The sequence below is a fragment of the Streptomyces sp. NPDC001914 genome, assembly GCF_042891215.1.
Classification (GTDB): Bacteria; Actinomycetota; Actinomycetes; order Streptomycetales; family Streptomycetaceae; genus Streptomyces.
Genome location: NZ_JBIASW010000003.1, coordinates 527,966 through 545,634, shown reverse-complemented (window position 1 = coordinate 545,634; position 17,669 = coordinate 527,966). Strand labels below are relative to the sequence as shown.

At 71.7% G+C, this 17,669-nt stretch carries 13 protein-coding genes; 3 read left to right on the top strand and 10 right to left on the bottom strand.

Annotation, left to right across the window (positions count from 1 at the left end):
- Positions 1 to 8 precede the first annotated feature (8 nt).
- Both ACFYYF_RS11690 and ACFYYF_RS11685 read right to left on the bottom strand, forming a co-directional pair.
- The gene (locus ACFYYF_RS11690) at positions 9 to 1,559 is read right to left on the bottom strand and encodes an acyl-CoA synthetase (protein ID WP_365487131.1); all 1,551 of its coding nucleotides are present in this window, start codon (positions 1,557 to 1,559) and stop codon (positions 9 to 11) included.
- Complete coding sequence (locus ACFYYF_RS11685; protein ID WP_388773984.1) at positions 1,556 to 2,668, bottom strand: NAD(P)H-dependent flavin oxidoreductase; 1,113 nt, start codon at positions 2,666 to 2,668, stop codon at positions 1,556 to 1,558. The genes ACFYYF_RS11690 and ACFYYF_RS11685 overlap by 4 nt, the downstream gene beginning before the upstream one ends.
- A 172-nt stretch (positions 2,669 to 2,840) precedes the next feature.
- Between ACFYYF_RS11685 and ACFYYF_RS11680 the strand changes: the two genes are divergently transcribed.
- The 3 genes from ACFYYF_RS11680 (at position 2,841) to ACFYYF_RS11670 (ending at position 6,228) form a co-directional block, all read left to right on the top strand.
- Positions 2,841 to 4,646, top strand: coding sequence for a serine hydrolase (locus ACFYYF_RS11680; RefSeq protein WP_388773982.1), 1,806 nt, complete (start codon positions 2,841 to 2,843; stop codon positions 4,644 to 4,646).
- A 167-nt stretch (positions 4,647 to 4,813) separates the two neighbouring features.
- Complete coding sequence (locus ACFYYF_RS11675; RefSeq protein ID WP_388773980.1) at positions 4,814 to 5,257, top strand: peptidase inhibitor family I36 protein; 444 nt, start codon at positions 4,814 to 4,816, stop codon at positions 5,255 to 5,257.
- A gap of 50 nt (positions 5,258 to 5,307) precedes the next feature.
- Positions 5,308 to 6,228 carry a hypothetical protein gene (locus tag ACFYYF_RS11670; protein WP_388773977.1) on the top strand — a complete coding sequence of 307 codons (921 nt, stop codon included), beginning with the start codon at positions 5,308 to 5,310 and terminating at the stop codon, positions 6,226 to 6,228.
- Between the two features lie 81 nt (positions 6,229 to 6,309).
- Here ACFYYF_RS11670 and ACFYYF_RS11665 read toward each other — a convergent pair whose 3' ends face one another.
- The 8 genes from ACFYYF_RS11665 to ACFYYF_RS11630 form a co-directional block, all read right to left on the bottom strand.
- On the bottom strand, positions 6,310 to 7,875 hold the full coding sequence (locus ACFYYF_RS11665; protein ID WP_388773975.1) for a phytoene desaturase family protein: 1,566 nt from the start codon (positions 7,873 to 7,875) through the stop codon (positions 6,310 to 6,312).
- 76 nt (positions 7,876 to 7,951) lie between these two features.
- Complete coding sequence (locus ACFYYF_RS11660; protein WP_388774376.1) at positions 7,952 to 9,097, bottom strand: RNA polymerase sigma factor; 1,146 nt, start codon at positions 9,095 to 9,097, stop codon at positions 7,952 to 7,954.
- Positions 9,098 to 9,105: 8 nt separating this feature from the next.
- Positions 9,106 to 9,513: a YciI family protein gene (locus ACFYYF_RS11655; RefSeq protein WP_388774374.1), complete on the bottom strand. Its 408-nt coding sequence runs from the start codon at positions 9,511 to 9,513 to the stop codon at positions 9,106 to 9,108.
- Between the two features lie 219 nt (positions 9,514 to 9,732).
- Positions 9,733 to 12,009 (bottom strand): tetratricopeptide repeat protein, encoded by a 2,277-nt coding sequence (locus ACFYYF_RS11650; RefSeq protein ID WP_388773973.1) that lies wholly within the window; start codon positions 12,007 to 12,009, stop codon positions 9,733 to 9,735.
- Positions 12,010 to 12,400: 391 nt separating this feature from the next.
- Positions 12,401 to 14,113: an aldehyde dehydrogenase family protein gene (locus ACFYYF_RS11645; protein ID WP_388773970.1), complete on the bottom strand. Its 1,713-nt coding sequence runs from the start codon at positions 14,111 to 14,113 to the stop codon at positions 12,401 to 12,403.
- Between the two features lie 116 nt (positions 14,114 to 14,229).
- Positions 14,230 to 15,579, bottom strand: coding sequence for an MFS transporter (locus ACFYYF_RS11640; protein WP_388773968.1), 1,350 nt, complete (start codon positions 15,577 to 15,579; stop codon positions 14,230 to 14,232).
- A gap of 77 nt (positions 15,580 to 15,656) precedes the next feature.
- Complete coding sequence (locus ACFYYF_RS11635) at positions 15,657 to 16,532, bottom strand: TauD/TfdA dioxygenase family protein (RefSeq protein ID WP_388774372.1); 876 nt, start codon at positions 16,530 to 16,532, stop codon at positions 15,657 to 15,659.
- Positions 16,533 to 17,050: 518 nt separating this feature from the next.
- Positions 17,051 to 17,653, bottom strand: coding sequence for a TetR/AcrR family transcriptional regulator (locus ACFYYF_RS11630; protein WP_388773966.1), 603 nt, complete (start codon positions 17,651 to 17,653; stop codon positions 17,051 to 17,053).
- Positions 17,654 to 17,669: the final 16 nt, after the last annotated feature.

The following is a 17,669-nucleotide window of genomic DNA, read 5'->3' as shown; positions in this document are numbered from 1 at the left end:
CCACCGGGTCACATCGTCCGGGTGCGGCCCTCCCAGTAGGGGTCGCGGAGCCGTCGCTTGTACAGCTTTCCGTTGGGGTCGCGGGGCATGGCCGTGATGAAGTCGACGGTCTTGGGCCGTTTGTAGCCGGCGAGTCGGCGCTCGCAGTGGGCGAGGATGTCGGCGGCGAGCGCCGGTCCGGCCTCGTGGCCCGGCGCGGCCTCGACCACGGCCTTGACCTCCTCGCCCCAGTCGTCGTGCGGGATGCCGAAGGCGGCCGCGTCGGCGACGGCGGGGTGGGAGAGCAGCGCCGCCTCGATCTCGGCCGGGTAGATGTTGACGCCGCCCGAGATGATCATGTCGATCTTGCGGTCGCGGAGGAAGAGATAGCCGTCCTCGTCGAGCAGGCCGAGGTCCCCGACGGTGAAGAAGTCGCCGATGCGGTTCTTGCGGGTCTTGGTCTCGTCCTTGTGGTACGAGAAGCCGCCGGTGCTCATCTTCATGTAGACGGTGCCGAGTTCACCGGGCGGCAGCCGCTCGCCGTCGTCGTCGAAGACGGCCAGTTCGCTGATGGGCCAGGCCTTGCCGACGGTGCCGGGCTTCTTCAGCCAGTCCTCGGCGGTCGCGAAGGCGCCGCCGCCCTCGCTGGCCGCGTAGTACTCCTCGACGCTCTCCCCCCACCAGGCGATCATGGCCCGTTTCACATGGTCGGGGCACGGGGCCGCCCCGTGGATGGCGTGCCGCATGGAGGTGACGTCGTAGCGGGCCTTCACCTCGTCGGGGAGGGCCAGCAGCCGGTGGAACTGGGTCGGCACCATGTGGGTGTGGGTGCACCGGTGGGCGTCGATGACCCGCAGCATCTCCTCGGGGGTCCACTTGTCCATCAGCACCAGCCGGTGGCCGATGTGCAGGGAGGCGCCCGCGAACTGGAGGACGGCGGTGTGGTAGAGCGGCGAGCAGACGAGGTGCACGTTGTCGTCGAACGGCCGGATGCCGAAGATGGCGAGGAAGCCGCCGAGATACGACTCCTCGGGGAGCTTGCCGGGCAGCGGGCGCCGGATGCCGCGCGGGCGGCCCGTGGTGCCCGAGGTGTAGTTCATGACCCAGCCGAGGGTGCGGTCGGCGGGCGCGGAGCCGGGCTGTCCGTCGAGGAGGTCGGCGTACGGCCTGAAGCCCTCGATGCCGCCGACGGCGTACCGCTGCGCCGGGGGGAGCTTCGCCTCGTCGGCGGCGTGCCGGGCGGCGTCGGCGAACCGTTCGTGGGCGATGAGGACCTTGGCTCCCGAGTCGGCGACGATCCAGGCGATCTCGGGTCCGACGAGGTGGTGGTTGACGGGCACGAGGTAGAGGCCCGCCTGCGAGGCGGCGAGGTAGGCGACGAGGAACTCGATGCCGTTGGGCAGCACGACCGCGAAGGAGTCGCCGCGTTCGAGGCCGGCGGCGCGCAGTCCGTGGACGAGGCCGTTGGCCGCCTCGTGCAGCCGCCCGGCGGTCCATTCCTCGCCGGTGGGGGTGATCAGGACGACGCGCCCGGGGTCGGCCGCGGCCTGGGCCCAGAATCCGTTGGGTGAGGTGGTCATGCGTGTTCCCCCCTGCCCGCGATGCGGTTGATGCGGTCGACGGCTCGCTCGAAGCCCCGGGTCAGGTCGTCGAAGACCTCCTGGACGGAGCGTTCGCTGTTCATCCGGCCGACGATCTGGCCGACCGGCGTGCCGAGCAGGGGCTCCACCTCGTACTTCTGGATGCGGGAGACGGCGTCGGCGACGAGGAGTCCCTGGAGCGGCATGGGGAGGGTGCCGGGACCGGCCGGGTCGTCCCAGGCGTCGGTCCATTCGGTACGCAACTGGCGTGCGGGTTTGCCGGTCAGGGCGCGGGAGCGGACGGTGTCGCCGGACCCGGCCGCGAGCAGCTTCCGGGTGACGGCCGGGGAGTGCATGTCGGCCTCGGTCACGGTCAGCCAGAGCGAGCCGAGCCACACCCCCTGGGCGCCGAGGCTCAGGGCGGCGGCCACCTGCTCTCCGCTGCCGATTCCGCCGGCCGCCAGGACGGGCAACGGGCCCACGGCGTCGACGACTTCGGGGGTGAGGACCATCGAGGCGATCTCCCCGGTGTGCCCGCCGGCCTCGTAGCCCTGGGCGACGACGACGTCGATGCCTGCCTCGGCGTGCTTGCGCGCGTGCCGGGCGCTGCCCGCGAGGGCCGCGACGAGCACCCCGCGCTCGTGGGCGCGCCGGACGATGTCGGCGGGCGGTGAACCCAGGGCGTTGGCCAGGAGCTTGATCGGGTAGTCGAAGGCGACGTCGAGCTGGCCGCGGGCGACCTGTTCCATCCAGCCGGTGATGCGCCAGCCGGACGCCTCGCCCTCGGCGAGCTCGGGGACGCCGTACTTGGCGAGGGTGTCCGCGACGAACTGCCGGTGCCCCTCGGGGATCATCGCCTCGACGTCGGCCTCGCTGACCCCTTCGACCTTCTTGGCGGGCATGACGACGTCCAGTCCGTACGGCCTGCCCTCGACGTTGGCCTCGATCCAGTCGAGGTCGCGCTCCAGGTCGGTGGGGGCGGTGTAGCGGACCGCGCCGAGCACACCGAACCCGCCCGCACGGCTGATGGCCGCGGCGACGGCGGGAAACGGTGTGAAGCCGAAAATGGCGTGCTCGACTCCCAGTTCCTTGCTCAGCTCCGTCTGCATGGGCGCAGGATGCCGCAGACGTCCGGCCGAGGGAAGTCCTTTTCTGATACTCCGTCAGATATCCCGGCTCCCCTCAGGCGGGGTTGACACGCCCACCCATGACGGGAAAGTTTCACTCGGCACGGCAGATCCGGAAAGATACTTTCAGGCGACGCGAGCGAGAGGCTTCCCGATGACCGAAGGCTTCCTGGACCCGGCGCACGGCACACGGGAAGGAGCGGACGGAGGGCTGACCCGCCGTCAGTGGGGCAGAGGACTGGCGGCACTGGGCGGGGCGCTGGCCCTCGCCCCCTTCCCAGCGGGCCCGGCGGCCGCCTCGGCAGGGAAGGGCCACCGGACCCTGAAGCACGGCACACCCCGGCAGGCCGGACTGCTCGCCGGCCATCTGCGCCAACTCGTCGCGGACGCCCAGGCGTTCCTCTCACCCTCGCCCCGACACCCCTGGTACGCCGGTGCCGTCCTCCTCGCGGGCCGGGGCGGCACCGTGGCCCTGCACGAGCCGATCGGCATGGCCGTGCGCTACGCGGCGTACGACGAGAAGACCGACACCGGCGTGGAGTTCCCCGCCGAACAGCAGATCCCGGTGTCCCGGGACACGGTCTACGACCTCGCCTCCGTGTCCAAGCTGTTCACCTCCATCCTCGCCGTGCAGCAACTGGAACACGGCACCCTGGAACTGGAGGCGGCCGTCGCCTCGTACCTCCCGGAGTTCGCGGGCGGCGGCAAGCAGGACGTGACCATCCGTCAACTGCTCACCCATACTTCCGGGTTCCGCTCCTGGATCCCGTTGTACAAGGCGCCGACCCGGGAGGGAAAGCTCCAGCTCATCTGGGACGAGAAACCCGCCACCGCTCCCGGCACCGCGTACCTGTACTCCGACCTGAACCTGATCTCGCTCCAGCTCGTCCTGGAGAGGATCACCGGCCGGACCCTCGACACCCTGCTGCGCGACGAGATCACCGGGCCCCTCGGCATGGACCGCACCCGCTACAACCCGCCCGCCTCCTGGAAGCCGCGCATCGCCGCCACCGAGGACGCGCGGCTCCCGTGGTCGGGGCTGGACCGCGGGCTCGTGTGGGGCGAGGTCCACGACGAGAACGCCTACTCACTGGGCGGAGTCGCCGGTCACGCCGGGGTCTTCTCCAGCGCCTGGGACCTGGCGGTCCTCGGGCGCACCCTGCTGAACGGCGGCGCGTACGGCACGGCGCGCATCCTGCGGCCGGAGTCGGTGGACCTGATGTTCACCGACTACAACACCGCCTTCCCCGGCGACGAGCACGGCCTCGGCTTCGAGCTCTACCAGCATTGGTACATGGGCGCGATGGCGACCCCGCGCACCGCCGGCCACACCGGCTTCACCGGCACCTCGCTCGTCCTGGACCCGACGACCGACTCCTTCCTGATCGTGCTCGGCAACTCCGTTCACCCCGTGCGCACCTGGCGATCCGGATCCGCTCCCCGGGTCACCGCCGGGAACAACCTCGCGCGAGCCGTCGCGGTGCCTCCGGCGCAGGGCCGCACGTCCTGGTTCTCCGGGATGGCGAGCGCGACGACGGCGACCCTGACCCTGCCCGCGCTCGACACCACCGCCGGTCCCGCCCGCCTTCGCTGCGCACTGTGGTGGGACACCGAGCCCGGGTCGGACGTCCTGTTCCTGGAGGCCTCCGCCGACGGCGGCACGACCTGGGAGCCGGTCCCCTTCACGACCCGGCGGCGGTCCGAGGACCCGCAGGACCATCCGGCGGGCACGGCCACCGGCTGGTCGGGGCGCGCCTGGCACCGACTCACCGCCGACCTCCCGGACGCGGCGACGCTCACACTGCGCTGGCGATACACGACCGACCGCCTGTACGTCGGCCGCGGCGCATACGTCGACACGCTCCGGGTCGCGTCCGGTGACACCGTCCTCTTCGACGACTCACACCCCGCGGACACCGACCGGATCACGGCCGCGGGGTGGGCGCCGTCCGAGAACTGATACAGGAGCCGCAATCCACGTCAGACCATAAAGACCTCACCCAATTCGGGATTCCCTGGTCGAGATTGACTCATGCCTTCAGAAGGGTCCTTGACGGAAAGCGACTCGGGAGTGGCTTCTTGATCATCACGGTGATAGATTGCGGCGTCGACTTCAATTGAGATGGAGTGGAATTGAACATCCGACGAGCTATTTCAGCGTCCGTGGTCCCGATGGCGGCCGCGATCGCGATGGTCATCCCGACAGCGGGTTCCGCATCGGCGACCGCCAGCACCGGCTGCAATGCCAGCGGTCCTCATGACGGCTGCATTCGCCTGTTCTACAACAGCGACCGGGCGGGTTCGAGCACCTACTTCGACGCCAATGTCTCGGATCTGGCAGGCTACACGTTCCTCACCTCGGGAACCGGCAAGGGCGGCGCGGTGAAGAACAACGCCGCGAGCGCCCTGAACGACAGCCCCCACATTGTCACCATCTATTACAACAGCGGCTACGTCGGGGCCTGTGACACCCTGTCGGAATATGCAATATCGGACAAGCTGCACTACACGTACAACCAGGACGCCTCCTTCCGTTGGGACTACACCAGAAGCGACTGCTACGACTTCTGACGGAAAGCCCTGGCCGGCTTCGGCCAGGGCTTTTTTCTGCAAGGAGACACATGAAAAGAGCTCACGCTCTCATCGGTGCGGCGCTGTCGGCCATGCTGCTTGTCAGCGCATGCTCCGCGAGAGGGGAGGTCGCCACGAGTGATCCGCACGGCACTCCCGCATCCCGTGAGGCGAAGGCGGAGCAGCGTAGCGGGAACTTCGAGGATTTCACTCACGCCCTCCCTATCGCGCAATATGAATACACCGCCGCCCAGGAGCGTCTGATAGCGGGGGCGAAGGATGCCCTTACTCGCGACTGCATGCGGCGATTCGACCTCGACTATCGCCCGGCGGATGCCGCCACCCCGGAATCCTCGGCTTCATCCGATCGCCGTTACGGGATTTCCGACCTCCAGGAAGCGAAGAGATACGGCTATCATCTGGCTCCCTCCCGTCAGACCATACCTGTTCCATCCACCGACCCGTCCTACCCCGTCCTCTACGGTGCCATATCGACTTTTGACGGGAAAGACGTGCCGAAGGGAGGATGCCGCGCCGAGGCGGTCCGCACCTGGGAGAAGAAACGGCCCACCACCAAGGCGGCGGATGTTGCGCGCGAAATCGCGGTCACTGGATACCACGAGTCGTTGTCCGACCCGTCGGTTCTGAAAGTCACGAAGCAGTGGGCCTCCTGCATGAGTGCGGCGGGCTTCTCCTTCTCGTCACCTCTGGCAGCCCCGCAAGACTTCGACCTGGATACACCTGCCGTGTCGGAAAAAGAGCGAAAAGCCGCCGTGGCGGACGTTTCGTGCAAGATACGAACGAAGCTGCTGGAAACCTGGCTGAACGCCGAATCAAGCATTCAGCGAGCGGATATCAAGGCGAACAAGGGACGCCTGACCCAGCTTTCCGCGGAACATGCCGAAGTAGCGGAGTTCGCACGGTCGACCGGTTCGGCACTGCCGAAAACACCGGCGTCCAACGGCGGTTGACGCGCCACCGCGAACAGCGGGGCGAACCGACGCGGGGTCGGATCGGCCCGCCGACCGGGGACCGCGATTGCTGAGCTCGTCTCAGCGTTCCTGGGCCAGTGACTCCAGTACGGCCTTCGCCGCGTTGTGGCCCGGTACTCCGCTCACGCCGCCGCCGCGCACCGCGCCCGCGCCGCACAGCATCACGTTGGCGTGCCGGGTCTCCACGCCCCAACGGCCCGTGTCCTCCTGGGCGTAGGGGAAGGCGAGGTCGCGGTGGAAGATGTTGCCGCCCGGCAGCCGCAGGTCGCGCTCCAGGTCGAGCGGGGTCTTGGCCTCGATGCACGGCCGGCCGTCCGCGTCGGTGGCCAGGCAGTCGGCGAGCGGTTCGGCGAGGTGCGCGTCGAGCTGCGCCAGCGTCGACTTCAGCAACTCCTCGCGCACGGCGTCGTTGTCGCGCTCGAAGAGCCGGGCGGGCGTGTGCAGGCCGAAGAGCGTGAGCGTCTGATACCCCTGCTCCACCAGGTCCTTGCCGAGGATGCTGGGATCGGTGAGCGAGTGGCAGTAGATCTCCGAGGGCGGGGCGGTGGGCAGCTCACCGGCGGCGGCCTGCGCGTGGGCGGCCGCCAGTTGCTCGTACCCCTCCGCGATGTGGAAGGTCCCGGAGAACGCCTCGCGCGGGTCGACGGCGGTGTCCCGGAGCCTCGGGAGCCGCTTGAGCAGCATGTTCACCTTGAGCTGGGCGCCCTCCGCCGGGGTCGGCGGCTCGTCTCCCGTGAGGTGGGCGAGCTCCTGCGGCGAGGCGTTCACGAGGACGTGACGGGCGGCGACGACGCCCTCGCCGTCGGCCGTGCGGTAGGTGATCTCGGCGGACCGACCGTCGGTGTCGATCCGCAGCACCTCGTGGCCGGTCTCGATCACGGCACCGGCCGCGCGCGCCGCGCCGGTGATCGCGTCGGTGAGGGCGCCCATCCCGCCGACGGGCACGTCCCAGGCCCCGGTGCCGCCGCCGATCACGTGGTAGAGGAAGCAACGGTTCTGCCGCAGCGACGGGTCGTGCGCGTCGGCGAAGGTGCCGATGAGCGCGTCGGTGAGCACGACACCACGGACGAGGTCGTCGGCGAAGTACTCCTCCACGGCCGTGCCGACCGGCTCCTCGAACAGAATCCGCCACGCGTCCTCGTCGTCGACGCGCGCCCTCAGCTCCTCCCGCGTGGGCAGCGGTTCGGTGAGCGTGGGGAACACCCGCTGGGCGACACGGCCGGTCATCCCGTAGAAACGCTGCCACGCCTCGTACTCGCGCTCTGACCCGGTCAGTTTGGCGAACGCCTCGCGGGTGCGCCGCTCACCGCCGCCGACGAGCAGCCCGGTGGGCCGTCCGTCCCGCTCGACGGGCGTGTACGAGGAGACCGTCCGGCCCCGGACCCGGAAGTCGAGGCCGAGGTCCCGCACGATCTTCCGGGGCAGCAGACTCACCAGGTACGAGTAGCGCGACAGCCGCGCGTCGACCCCGGCGAACGGCCGGGTGGACACGGCGGCTCCCCCGGTGTTCCCCAGGCGCTCCAGCACCAGCACGGACCGCCCGGCCCGCGCCAGATAGGCGGCGGCGACCAGTCCGTTGTGGCCCCCGCCGACGATCACGGCGTCGTATTGCTCGTGTACAGGCATGCCTCTTGGTAGCACGTGATGATCTACGGCGGCCAGGGGTGCGCGGCAAGCGGCGGCACCGTCGCGGATTGGTCCGTCAGCGTCCCCGGCGGGTGTTGAGGCGGGCCGCCTGGCGGGTCAGATGGTCGCGTTCGGCCAGGTCGGGCGCCTTGCGGGCGGCCTCCGCGTACAGCCGTGCCGCCTTCGTCAGGTCGCCGTCGCGCTCGTGGAGGTACGCGGCCACCGCGGTGTGGCGGGGCAGCGAGTCGTCCAGCTCCGCGAGCGCGGCGAGGCCGGCGCGCGGTCCGTCGGCCTCACCGACGGCCACCGCGCGGTTGAGCCGGACGACGGGACTGTCGGTCAGCCGCGCGAGTTCGTCGTACCACTCGACGATCTGCGGCCAGTCGGTCTCCTCGGCGGTCGGGGCGTCGGCGTGGAGCGCGGCGATGGCGGCCTGGGCCTGGAACTCGCCGAGCCGGTCGCGGGCGAGGGCCGCCTGGAGGATGACGACCCCCTCGGCGATGACCGTCGTGTCCCACAGGCCCCGGTCCTGCTCGGCCAGCGGCACCAGGCTGCCGTCGGGTGCGGTCCGGGCGGCGCGCCGCGCGTGGTGGAGCAGCATGAGCGCGAGCAGGCCGGTCACCTCGGGGTGGTCGACCTGGACGGCGAGCTGCCGGGTGAGCCGGATGGCCTCGGCGACCAGGTCGACGTCACCGGAGTAGCCCTCGTTGAAGACCAGGTAGAGGACGCGCAGCACGGTGGCGACGTCGCCGTGCCGGTCGAGCCGCACACCGGACACGGTGCGCTTGGCCCGGCTGATGCGCTGTGCCATGGTCGCCTCGGGCACCAGGTAGGCCCGGGCGATCTGGCGGGTGGTGAGCCCGCCGACGGCGCGCAGGGTCAGCGCGACCGCGGACGAGGGCGTCAGCGACGGATGGGCGCACAGGAAGTAGAGCTGGAGCGTGTCGTCCACCCCGGGCGCGGGTCCCGCCGCCGGCTCCTCGTCGACCAGGTCCTCGCGCCGGCGGCGGGCGGCGTCCGCCCGGGTCGCGTCGAGGAACCGGCGCCAGGCCACGGTGACCAGCCAGCCCTTGGGGTCACGCGGCCGGTCGGTCGGCCAGACGCGGACGGCCTCGACGAGGGCGTCCTGGACGGCGTCCTCGGCCGCCGCGAAGTCGGCTCCGCGGCGGACGAGGACGGCGAGGACGCTCGGAGTGAGGCTCCGGAGCAGGGCCTCGTCCATGGGTGGGGTCACTCCGTGACGGTGGGGTGGGCGGTCAGGAACGGGCGCACCTCCAGCCACTCGTGGATCGGCTCGCCGCCCGCGCCGGGGGCCGCCGACAGTTCCCCGGCCAGCTCGACGGCGCGTTCGCGACTGTCGACGTCGATCACCATCCAGCCGGCAATGAGATCCTTGGTCTCGGCGAACGGGCCGTCGGTGACCGGCGGGCGGCCCTCGCCGTCGTACCGGACCCACTGGCCCTCGGGGGCGAGCGCCTGGCCGTCGACGAACTCGCCGGTCTTCTCCAGCCGGGCCGCGAAGTCGTTCATGTACTGGATGTGGGCCGTGATCTCCTCCGGCTTCCACTGGTCCATGGGTACGTCGTTGACCGCGGCCGGTGCGCCCCGGTAGTGCTTGAGCAGCAGGTACTTGGCCATGGTGATCTCCTCGGTACGGGTGCGACCCATTGTGGTCGCCTTCACTGCTGGGACGGAGCGGGCCACGGGTTCTCGACATCACCGGCCAAGATTTTTCCCTCTTGCGGAATCTCGTCGGGAAAATCGTGGAGAACCGCAGGTCGGGGGCCTTCCGACAGGCCGCCGCCGCGCCCGGCCCGCCCGGCCCGCCCGCCGCGCCCGGCCCGCCCGACCCGCCGGTCAGAGTCCCTGGGCCGCGCGCCGCTGCCGCAGGGCGGCCACCCTGCGGTACAGCTCCGCCGCCTCCCGTCCATGCCCCAGCTGCTCCAGGCAGTGCGCCTCGTCGGTGCGGCTCGCGAGGGTGTCGGGGTGGTCGGCCCCGAGCACCCGCTCGCGCGTGGACGCGACGCGCCGGTACTCGGTGAGGGCGTCCGCCCAGCGCCCGAGCCAGCCGAGTCCGACGGCGACCTCTCGGCGGCTGACGAGGGTGTCGGGGTGGTCGGCCCCGAGGGCACGCTCGCGGATGGCGCACACGTCACGGGACTCGGCCAGGGCCTCCTCCCAGCGGCCCAGGCGGCCGAGGTTCACGCCCAGCCCGTGCCGGGCGCGCAGGGTCTCGGGGTGGGTGGGGCCCTGTGCGCGGGCCCGGTCGCCGACGAGCGAGCGGTACAGCTCCAGCGCCTGGGCGCTGCGGCCGAGTCTGCCCAGGCAGATGCCCACCTCGTACCGGGCGGCGAGCGTGTCCGGATGGTCGGGTCCGAGCGCCCCCGTACGCGTCGCGGCCACCTCCTGATACGTGTGCAGCGCTTCGGGCCAGCGCCCCAACTGGCCCAGCACATAGGCGACTTCATAGCGGGTGACGAGGGTGTCCGGGTGTGCCGGGCCGAGCACCCGGGCGCGGGCCGCGGCGACTTCGGCCGCCATGCGGTACGAGTCCTCCAGGCGCCCGAGCCTGCTCAGGTTGAAGGCGAGGTTGTGGCCGCAGCGCAGGGTGTCCGGATGGTCGGGGCCCATCGCGCGCTGCCGCGCGGCGAGCACCGACGTGTAGGCCTGGTGTGCCTCGAAGTGGCGGCCCAACTGGCCGAGCACATAGGCCATTTCCTGGCGTGCGGCCAGGGTGTCGGGGTGGTCGACGCCGAGCACCCGCTCTCTGGCCTGGGCGACCCGCGCGTACTCGCCGAGCGCTTCGCCGGGGCGTCCGGTGCGGCTGAGGGTGAAGCCCACCTCGTACCGGCTGGCGAGCGTGTCGGGGTGGTCGGGCCCGAGCAGTCGCTCCCGCTCGGCGGCGACCGAGCGGTGGATCTCGCCCGCCTCGGTCCACCGTCCGAGCCGTCCGAGACTGAGAGCGGAGTTGTGCCGCCCCGCCAGTGCGGTGATCGCCGCCGCCGAGGCGGCGGATCGTTCGCCGCGACCGGGCAGGGGCGGGACGGCGGTCGAGGGACGGGCGGTCCACTCGCCGGTCAGACCGGCGGACGCGTCGGGCGGGGTGCCGCGCCATCCCGCACCGGTGGCCTTGTGGCCGGTGGTCATTCCCTCGGTCCAGGACGGCAGCCGGGGTTCGCGGGAGGGCGGCTGGACGGGCCGGGACGGGAACCGCGGTGCCGGTCCGTGCCCTTCGGACGGGCGGGGCGGGGCCGGGGCGACCACGGTCGGCACGTACAGCGGCGCGGTGCGTCCGGCGGATATGCGGCGGGCGAGTTCCCCGGCGTCCTGCGGGCGCTGTTCGGGCCGTTTGGCGAGCAGGTCGAGGATGATCCGCTCCAGGTACTCGGGGAGGTCGGCCCGGTGGCTGCGCGGCGGCTCGGGGGCGGTGTCGCGGTGGCCGACGAGGATGGCCCAGGCGTCGCCGTGGTCGAACGGCGGGGCTCCGGTGGTGATCTCGTAGAGCACGCACCCGAAGGAGTAGAGGTCGCTGCGCTGGTCGACCTCCGCGCCGCTGATCTGCTCGGGCGACATGTAGTGCGGGGTGCCCATCGCGACGCCGGTGCCGGTGAGCCGTGAGGTGAACCCGATGTCGTGGCCGAGGCGGGCGATGCCGAAGTCGCAGATCTTCACGGTGCCGTCCGTCAGCCGCATGATGTTCGCGGGCTTCAAGTCACGGTGCACGATGCTCTGTTGGTGGGTGTAGGCGAGCGCTGCGGTCACCTGGTCGGCGATGTCGACGACGTCGTCGACCGGGAGCGGACGAGGCCGGGTGTCCTCCAGGAGCTGGCCGAGGTTGTGCCCCTCCAGCAATTCCATCACCAGGTACAGCACCCCGTCGGACTCGCCGAAGTCGTGGACGACGGTCACTCCGCGGTGCTGAAGGGACGCGGCGACCCGCGCCTCGCGCCGGAACCGCTCGCGCAGGACACGGGCGAAGGACGGATCGTGGTGCGGGCCGAGCGGCTTGAGGCACTTGACGGCCACCTGGCGGCCCAGGGATTCGTCCCGCGCCCGCCACACCTCGCCCATGCCGCCGCGCCCGATCGGATCGAGGAGCCGGTACCGGCCCTGGATCAGCCTGCTCTCCGCCATCTCCTGTGATCGCCCCCGTCACACTCGGCCCCGAACCGCCCCCACGGCCTGGTCCAGTATGACGAGCTGTCAGCCGACTTTGTACGGTGTCGAAGGCGAGCCGGGGCTGAGCCGGGGCCGAGCCGTGACACGGCCGGGAGATTGTCTCCGGGCGGGAGTCGCCGCGCGGCCGTGCCGGGGCACAGCGCGCCGTGGTGCCCATGACACCCGGCGACGGATCGTGGCGCCGGGCGTCCTGTGCGGCCCCGCCGCACGCCGCGTGGGCGCACGACGACAGAACAGGGCGCGCGAGCCTGGCGCGCACACCCATCGACGGCGTGCGCACCGACGAGCCGGAGCTGAGCCGGGTCGGACTGCTCGGCCAGCCGGTCTGCTCGGCCAGCCGGTCTGCTCAGCCGCGCAGGGCCGACAGGAAGATGCCGGGCAGCCCGGACACGCCGCGCCTCGCGGTGTAGGCGGTGAGCCGGCGCATCGTCGTGCGTCCCGTGCGGTTGGTGACGAAGTACGGAGGGCGGGGCGAGAGGGACGGCGCCCCGGTGAGAAGGCCGCGCGGCGCGGGCGCGAAGGGCGCCCGCAGCACGGTCTTCTCCACGTCCTCCAGCATGAAGGCGTTGTGGACGAAGCCGGTGCCGCTGCCGATGTCCTGCCGCGTGTGCCCCGGGTACGCGCCCCACGGCGTGTACCCGAGCAGAAAGCCGAACGCCGACCAGCAGTTGACGCCGAGTGTGCCGTAACGCAGGGCGGAGACGGCCTCGTTCACGGCGGCCGGGTGCGCGCGCTCGGTGCGGGGGTGGACCAGCAGGGTCGCGCCGAGCGTTCCGGGGAGCCGGGTGTCGGCGAACTCCGTCGCCGCGCGCAGGAATCGGGGCGCGTCCTCGCCCGGCAGCCGGACGACGCCCAGGGCACTGGCGAACACCTCGTCGGTGAGCATCGGATCGTCCGGATCGGTGATGTCGGGCACGAGGAGACGGCAGGCTCCGTCGCCGAGCGCCTCGGCCTCCCGGTGGGCCCGGGTCACCGCGTCCAGACGGTCGGCCGCGCCGGGGTAGTAGTCGCGGCGGGGCGGCAGATCGCGCAGCAGCCGGCGGATCTCGGCGAGCAGCCGTTCGGTGCCGTCCCAGTCGCGCGGCACGATGAGGATCTGGGTGGCGACGCAGTTGTGGCCGGAGTTGTTCATCTTGCTGGTCACGATGTGTTCGGCCTGATAGCGGAAGTCGGCCGCGCTCCAGGGCCCCGGTGTGACGATGCAGGGACTCACACCGCCCAGTTCGCTCGTGAGGGGTTTGCCGATCCGGGGCGCGTTCTCGCGGCGGCGCTCGTCGGCCAGTTCGTCCGTGGCCCAGACGATGGCGTCGTGGGTGCGTTCACTGCCGGTGACGTGGATGGAGTCGACGTGGTCGTGGGCGGTGAGGTACGCGCCCGCCTCCGCTCCCCCGTCGGCGAAGCGGACCCAGCCGCGGTCCACGAACTCCTCGAAGACCTCTTCGAAGTGGGGGCGGAGGTAGGCGTTGACCGGGTTCATCTTGGCCAGGACGACCTGCCCCTCCGCGTACAGCTTGTGCAGGACGTCGAGCGGGGTGATGGCCGCTACGTTCCCGGCGCCGAGCACGAGTCCGACGGCCGGGCGGGACGCGACTCCCCGGTACGCCCCGGCGGCCCGGTCGCGTACCTGTTCCGGCGTGGTTCCCGGCCGGATCCACACCTGTGCCGAGAAGCCGTTGAGCAGGAGACGGTCGGTGGCGGTGGCCGGGAACACGTCGACCACGGTCCGGCCGTCCCGGTCGCGGACGGCACGGGCGGGGAGCGGTTCCTTCCCTGCGGCGATCCTGCGCAGGACGTGGAGGTAGGCGCCCACGGTCTGGGCGAGCGCCCAGGGCGCGGTCACCCAGTCCTCTGAGGCCCAGCCGGCCGTCGCATCGTAGCCCTTGGCGCGGGCGGCGTCGGCGACCATGGCGGGTGCGGCGGCGTCGATCCGCGGGAGCATGCGCTCCAGCAGGCCGATCCGCTCCGTCAGCGGGGTGGCGGTCCAGATGCCGGCGTTCGCGCGCAGGTCGGCGAGCGCGCGGTCGAGGGAGTGGGTGTCGAGGGCCGGAGCGGTGGTCAAGGCGCAACTCCTGCGGTTCGGGGTGAGGTTGATGTGGGAGCCGGAGCCCGCCGGAGACGGGCCCCGGCTTCGAGGATGGACCGTTCAGCCGTTCAGCCCTTCAGCCCTTGAGCCGTTCAGTCATTGAGCCGTTGAGCCGTTGAGCCGTTGGAACCGTCGGAGCCGTTGAGCCGGGTGATGTCCCGCTGCGGGTCGACCAGCAGGAAGGACGCGGCGGCGCCGAGGGCCAGGAGCAGGCCGGAGAGCAGGACGGCACTCTGGTATCCGCCGGTGCCCCGGGCGTCGACGAGCGCTCCGACGACGGCGGGGGCGGCGAGTCCGGCCGCGGTGACCACCGCGTTCATGGTGCCCAGGGCGCCGCCCCCGCGCGACGGCGGGGCGAGTTCGGCGACGGTGGTCGCGGCGACCGTCGCGTACGAGCCGCCGAGGCCGAAGCCGAGGGCGACCAGGACGGTCGTCGCCGTCCTGCCGTCGGCGAGCGGCAGGGCCAGGCAGCAGGCGGCGCCGAGGGCGAGCAGGCCGCCGCCCACCCATCCGCGGGCGCGCCGGCTGCCGGTGCCTCGGCGCATGAGCCACCCGGTGACGCCCGCCTGCCCCAGCAGCGCGAGCGCCCCGACGAGCCAGGGGGCGATCACCACGGTGCCCGCCTCGCCCGCCGAGTATCCGAGGGCGTTGCGGAGGTAGGAGGGCAGCCAGACCAGCATCAGGGCCACGGACCAGTAGCTGGTGAAGTAGGCGAGGGTGACGCCGATCCAGGTGCGGCTGGCGAAGATCTTCCGGTACGGCACGTCCGCCCGCGTCTCCACCGGCCGGACGGCCGCGCCGGTACCGGGCTCCGTACCAACGGAGTGCCCGCCGTCGGCACCGAGTGCCGCCCAGGCCACGGCCCACACAAGTCCCGCCGCGGCGAGGACCCACAGGGCCGCCCGCCATCCGTGGTGCTGGATCACCCACGACAGTCCGGGCGCGGAGACGATCACGCCGAGGGTGACGCCCAGGGTGACCAGCGCGCCGGGCAGGTTGCGCCGCTCGTCGGGGAACCACGCGAGGGTGGCCTTCTGGGCCACGGGGAAGGCGGGGCCTTCCGCCGCGCCGAGGAAGACCCGCGAGGCGACCAGGACCGCGAGACCGCCGCCGAACGCGGCGGGGACCTGGGCCACGGACCACAGGACGGCCATCACGAGGACGATCGACTTCGTGGACAGCCGGTCGGCCGCGAGTCCGACGGCCACCGCGGCAACGGAGAAGAGAAGGAAGAACGCGCTGTTCGCCAGACCGAACTGAGTGGCACTCAGATGCAGGTCGGCACGGATCTCGTCGGCGGCCAGGCCGAGGACGGACTTGTCCGCGAAGTTGACCATCATGAAGACGACGAGCAGCGCGGTCACCGTCCAGGCGCGGGTGCCGCCGCCGCTGGCCGGGGAGATCCCGGCCGACGGCCGGTGCTCGGTGGATACCGCGGTCATGGGTGCTCCTGTCGGAGAGGGACGACGGCCTTGCGCGGCAGGCCTGTCGGGGTGATGCGGGCCGGACCGGACCGGGTTCAGGACAGCGGGACGCCCGCGATGGCGATGCGCTCCATGACGCGGCGCCGCGGGTAGTAGTCGTTGATCGCGTAGTGCTGGGTCGCGATGTTGTCCCAGACGGCGATCGAGTCGGGCTCCCAGTGGAAGCGGACCTGGTACTCGGGGATGCGTGCCTGGAGCACCAGGATGTCGAGCAGTTCGCGGCTCTCCGCCTCCGTCAGGCCCTGGATGCGGGTGGTGAAGGGCTCGTTGACGTAGAGGGTCCTGCGGCCGCTGCGCGGGTGGCGCACCGCGACGGGGTGCTCGACGCGCGGCCACACCGCACGGAAGCCGGCCTTCTGCTCGTCGTTCATGAGCGCGCCCCAGCTGGGTTCCCAGTCGTGGACGGCGGTGAGGTGCTCGATCCGCTCCTTCATGTCGTCCGGCAGGTTGTCGTACGCGGCGGCCATGTCCACCCACATGGTGTCGCCGCCCGCGGCAGGGACCTCGACCGCGCGCAGCACGGAGCCGAGTGCCGGGTTGGCCATGAAGCTGTGGTCGCTGTGCCAGATGTTCTTGTTGCCGGCGGCCTTCGCGTCCTTGGCGAGGCGGGAGACGCCGGCGGTCTCCGTCTTGGGGAAGAAGGGGTTCGGTTCCGGGGAGCCCCAGACGGCGGAGAGCGCGAGCTGGTGTTCGGCGGTGAAGCCGGTCTGGTTCCGGAAGAAGATCACCTTCCACTCCAGCAGTGCCTGCCTCAGCTCCTCGGCGAGCCCGTCGTCGATCGGGCGGGTCAGGTCGACTCCGCCGAGCACGGCGCCGAAGTGCGGGGTGAGCGGGTCGATCTCCAGGCGCTCGTAGGCGGAGGGCTCGGCACCCGGGGCGAGCCGTTCCAGGACGCGGCTTCCGTAGTGCATGAGCGGCTTGTCCAGGACGGGCTTCGGGCGCTCGACAGGACTGGTCACGACAGGGTGCACGGGGTTCCTCCCGACGGTGAACCAAATACGTAACCGGCAGTATCGATATTCAGGGACGGCTGGGCAAGGGGGTGCGGAGGGTGGATTTCGGGAGCGTTCGCGGGCCGGGGACGTCCGGGGGCATGCCGGGTGGTCCCGACCGGGTGACCGGGGGCGGCGTACGCGGGGGCGGCCTACGGGCGCGGCTCGGCCTGCGGACTCGGGGCCCCGGCGGCGTCACACGGGAGCAGGACCCGGCGGGCGCATACGGGAGCAGCCGAGCGACCCCGGGCGGGGTGGGCCACAGCGGGTGCCGACCCCGGCGGGCGTACACGGCAGCCCCGGGCGGGCAGACACGGGCGCCGACCCCGTAGACGTACGAGAGAGGCCCGCTGGGGCACGTACGGAGGCGACCTCGCGGAGCGGGCACGGGAAGGACCCCAGGGGAACCGCGGAAGACGCGGGTCAGCCGTCCGGCGTCAGGGCCGTACGGCCACCGCCCGGGAGATCATGTCCACCATCGAGTCGACCAGCGCCTCGTCCGGCAGCCTCTGTTCCCCGACCATCCGGAAGACCAGCGAGGCGGCGACGAGGGTCGAGGCGTCCGCCAGATCGACGTCGGAGCGCACCTCTCCCCGGGCGACACCGCGTTCCAGCAGGTGCCGCGTCTGGCTCATCACCCGTGCCGTGTAGGCACGGTAGGCGGCGGGCTCGGCACCCGCCTCGGCGGCGGTGCCGATCACCCCGGCGAGCAGCCGGGCGACACCGGGCCGGCGGTACGCCTCCATGCGCGCCGTCAGGACGGCGCGCAGCTCGGCGCGGAAGTCGCCCATGTCCGGCACGGTCAGCGACCCGATCCGCGATTCGGCGGCGGCGATGACGAGGTCCTGCTTGGTGGGCCAGCGCCGGTACATCGCCGGCTTGCTGACCCCGGCGCGGGCCGCGACGGCGTCCATGGTGAGCGCACCCATGCCGCTCTCGGTGACCAGCGCCACGACGGCGTCCAGCACCGCGGCGGTGACGTGCTCCTGCCGCGGCCGCCCAGGACCCCGCCGTACGCCCTCCACTCCCTGTTCCGCCATGCCGCGACCCTAGTCG

What these genes read in the sequence shown, in the direction of transcription:
- ACFYYF_RS11690 (WP_365487131.1), bottom strand. Translation starts at nt 1,559, where the DNA reads ATGACCACCTCACCCAACGGATTCTGGGCCCAGGCCGCGGCCGACCCC.
- ACFYYF_RS11685 (WP_388773984.1), bottom strand. Translation starts at nt 2,668, where the DNA reads ATGCAGACGGAGCTGAGCAAGGAACTGGGAGTCGAGCACGCCATTTTC.
- ACFYYF_RS11680 (WP_388773982.1), top strand. Translation starts at nt 2,841, where the DNA reads ATGACCGAAGGCTTCCTGGACCCGGCGCACGGCACACGGGAAGGAGCG.
- ACFYYF_RS11670 (WP_388773977.1), top strand. Translation starts at nt 5,308, where the DNA reads ATGAAAAGAGCTCACGCTCTCATCGGTGCGGCGCTGTCGGCCATGCTG.
- ACFYYF_RS11665 (WP_388773975.1), bottom strand. Translation starts at nt 7,875, where the DNA reads ATGCCTGTACACGAGCAATACGACGCCGTGATCGTCGGCGGGGGCCAC.
- ACFYYF_RS11660 (WP_388774376.1), bottom strand. Translation starts at nt 9,097, where the DNA reads ATGGACGAGGCCCTGCTCCGGAGCCTCACTCCGAGCGTCCTCGCCGTC.
- ACFYYF_RS11655 (WP_388774374.1), bottom strand. Translation starts at nt 9,513, where the DNA reads ATGGCCAAGTACCTGCTGCTCAAGCACTACCGGGGCGCACCGGCCGCG.
- ACFYYF_RS11650 (WP_388773973.1), bottom strand. Translation starts at nt 12,009, where the DNA reads ATGGCGGAGAGCAGGCTGATCCAGGGCCGGTACCGGCTCCTCGATCCG.
- ACFYYF_RS11640 (WP_388773968.1), bottom strand. Translation starts at nt 15,579, where the DNA reads ATGACCGCGGTATCCACCGAGCACCGGCCGTCGGCCGGGATCTCCCCG.
- ACFYYF_RS11635 (WP_388774372.1), bottom strand. Translation starts at nt 16,532, where the DNA reads ATGCACTACGGAAGCCGCGTCCTGGAACGGCTCGCCCCGGGTGCCGAG.
- ACFYYF_RS11630 (WP_388773966.1), bottom strand. Translation starts at nt 17,653, where the DNA reads ATGGCGGAACAGGGAGTGGAGGGCGTACGGCGGGGTCCTGGGCGGCCG.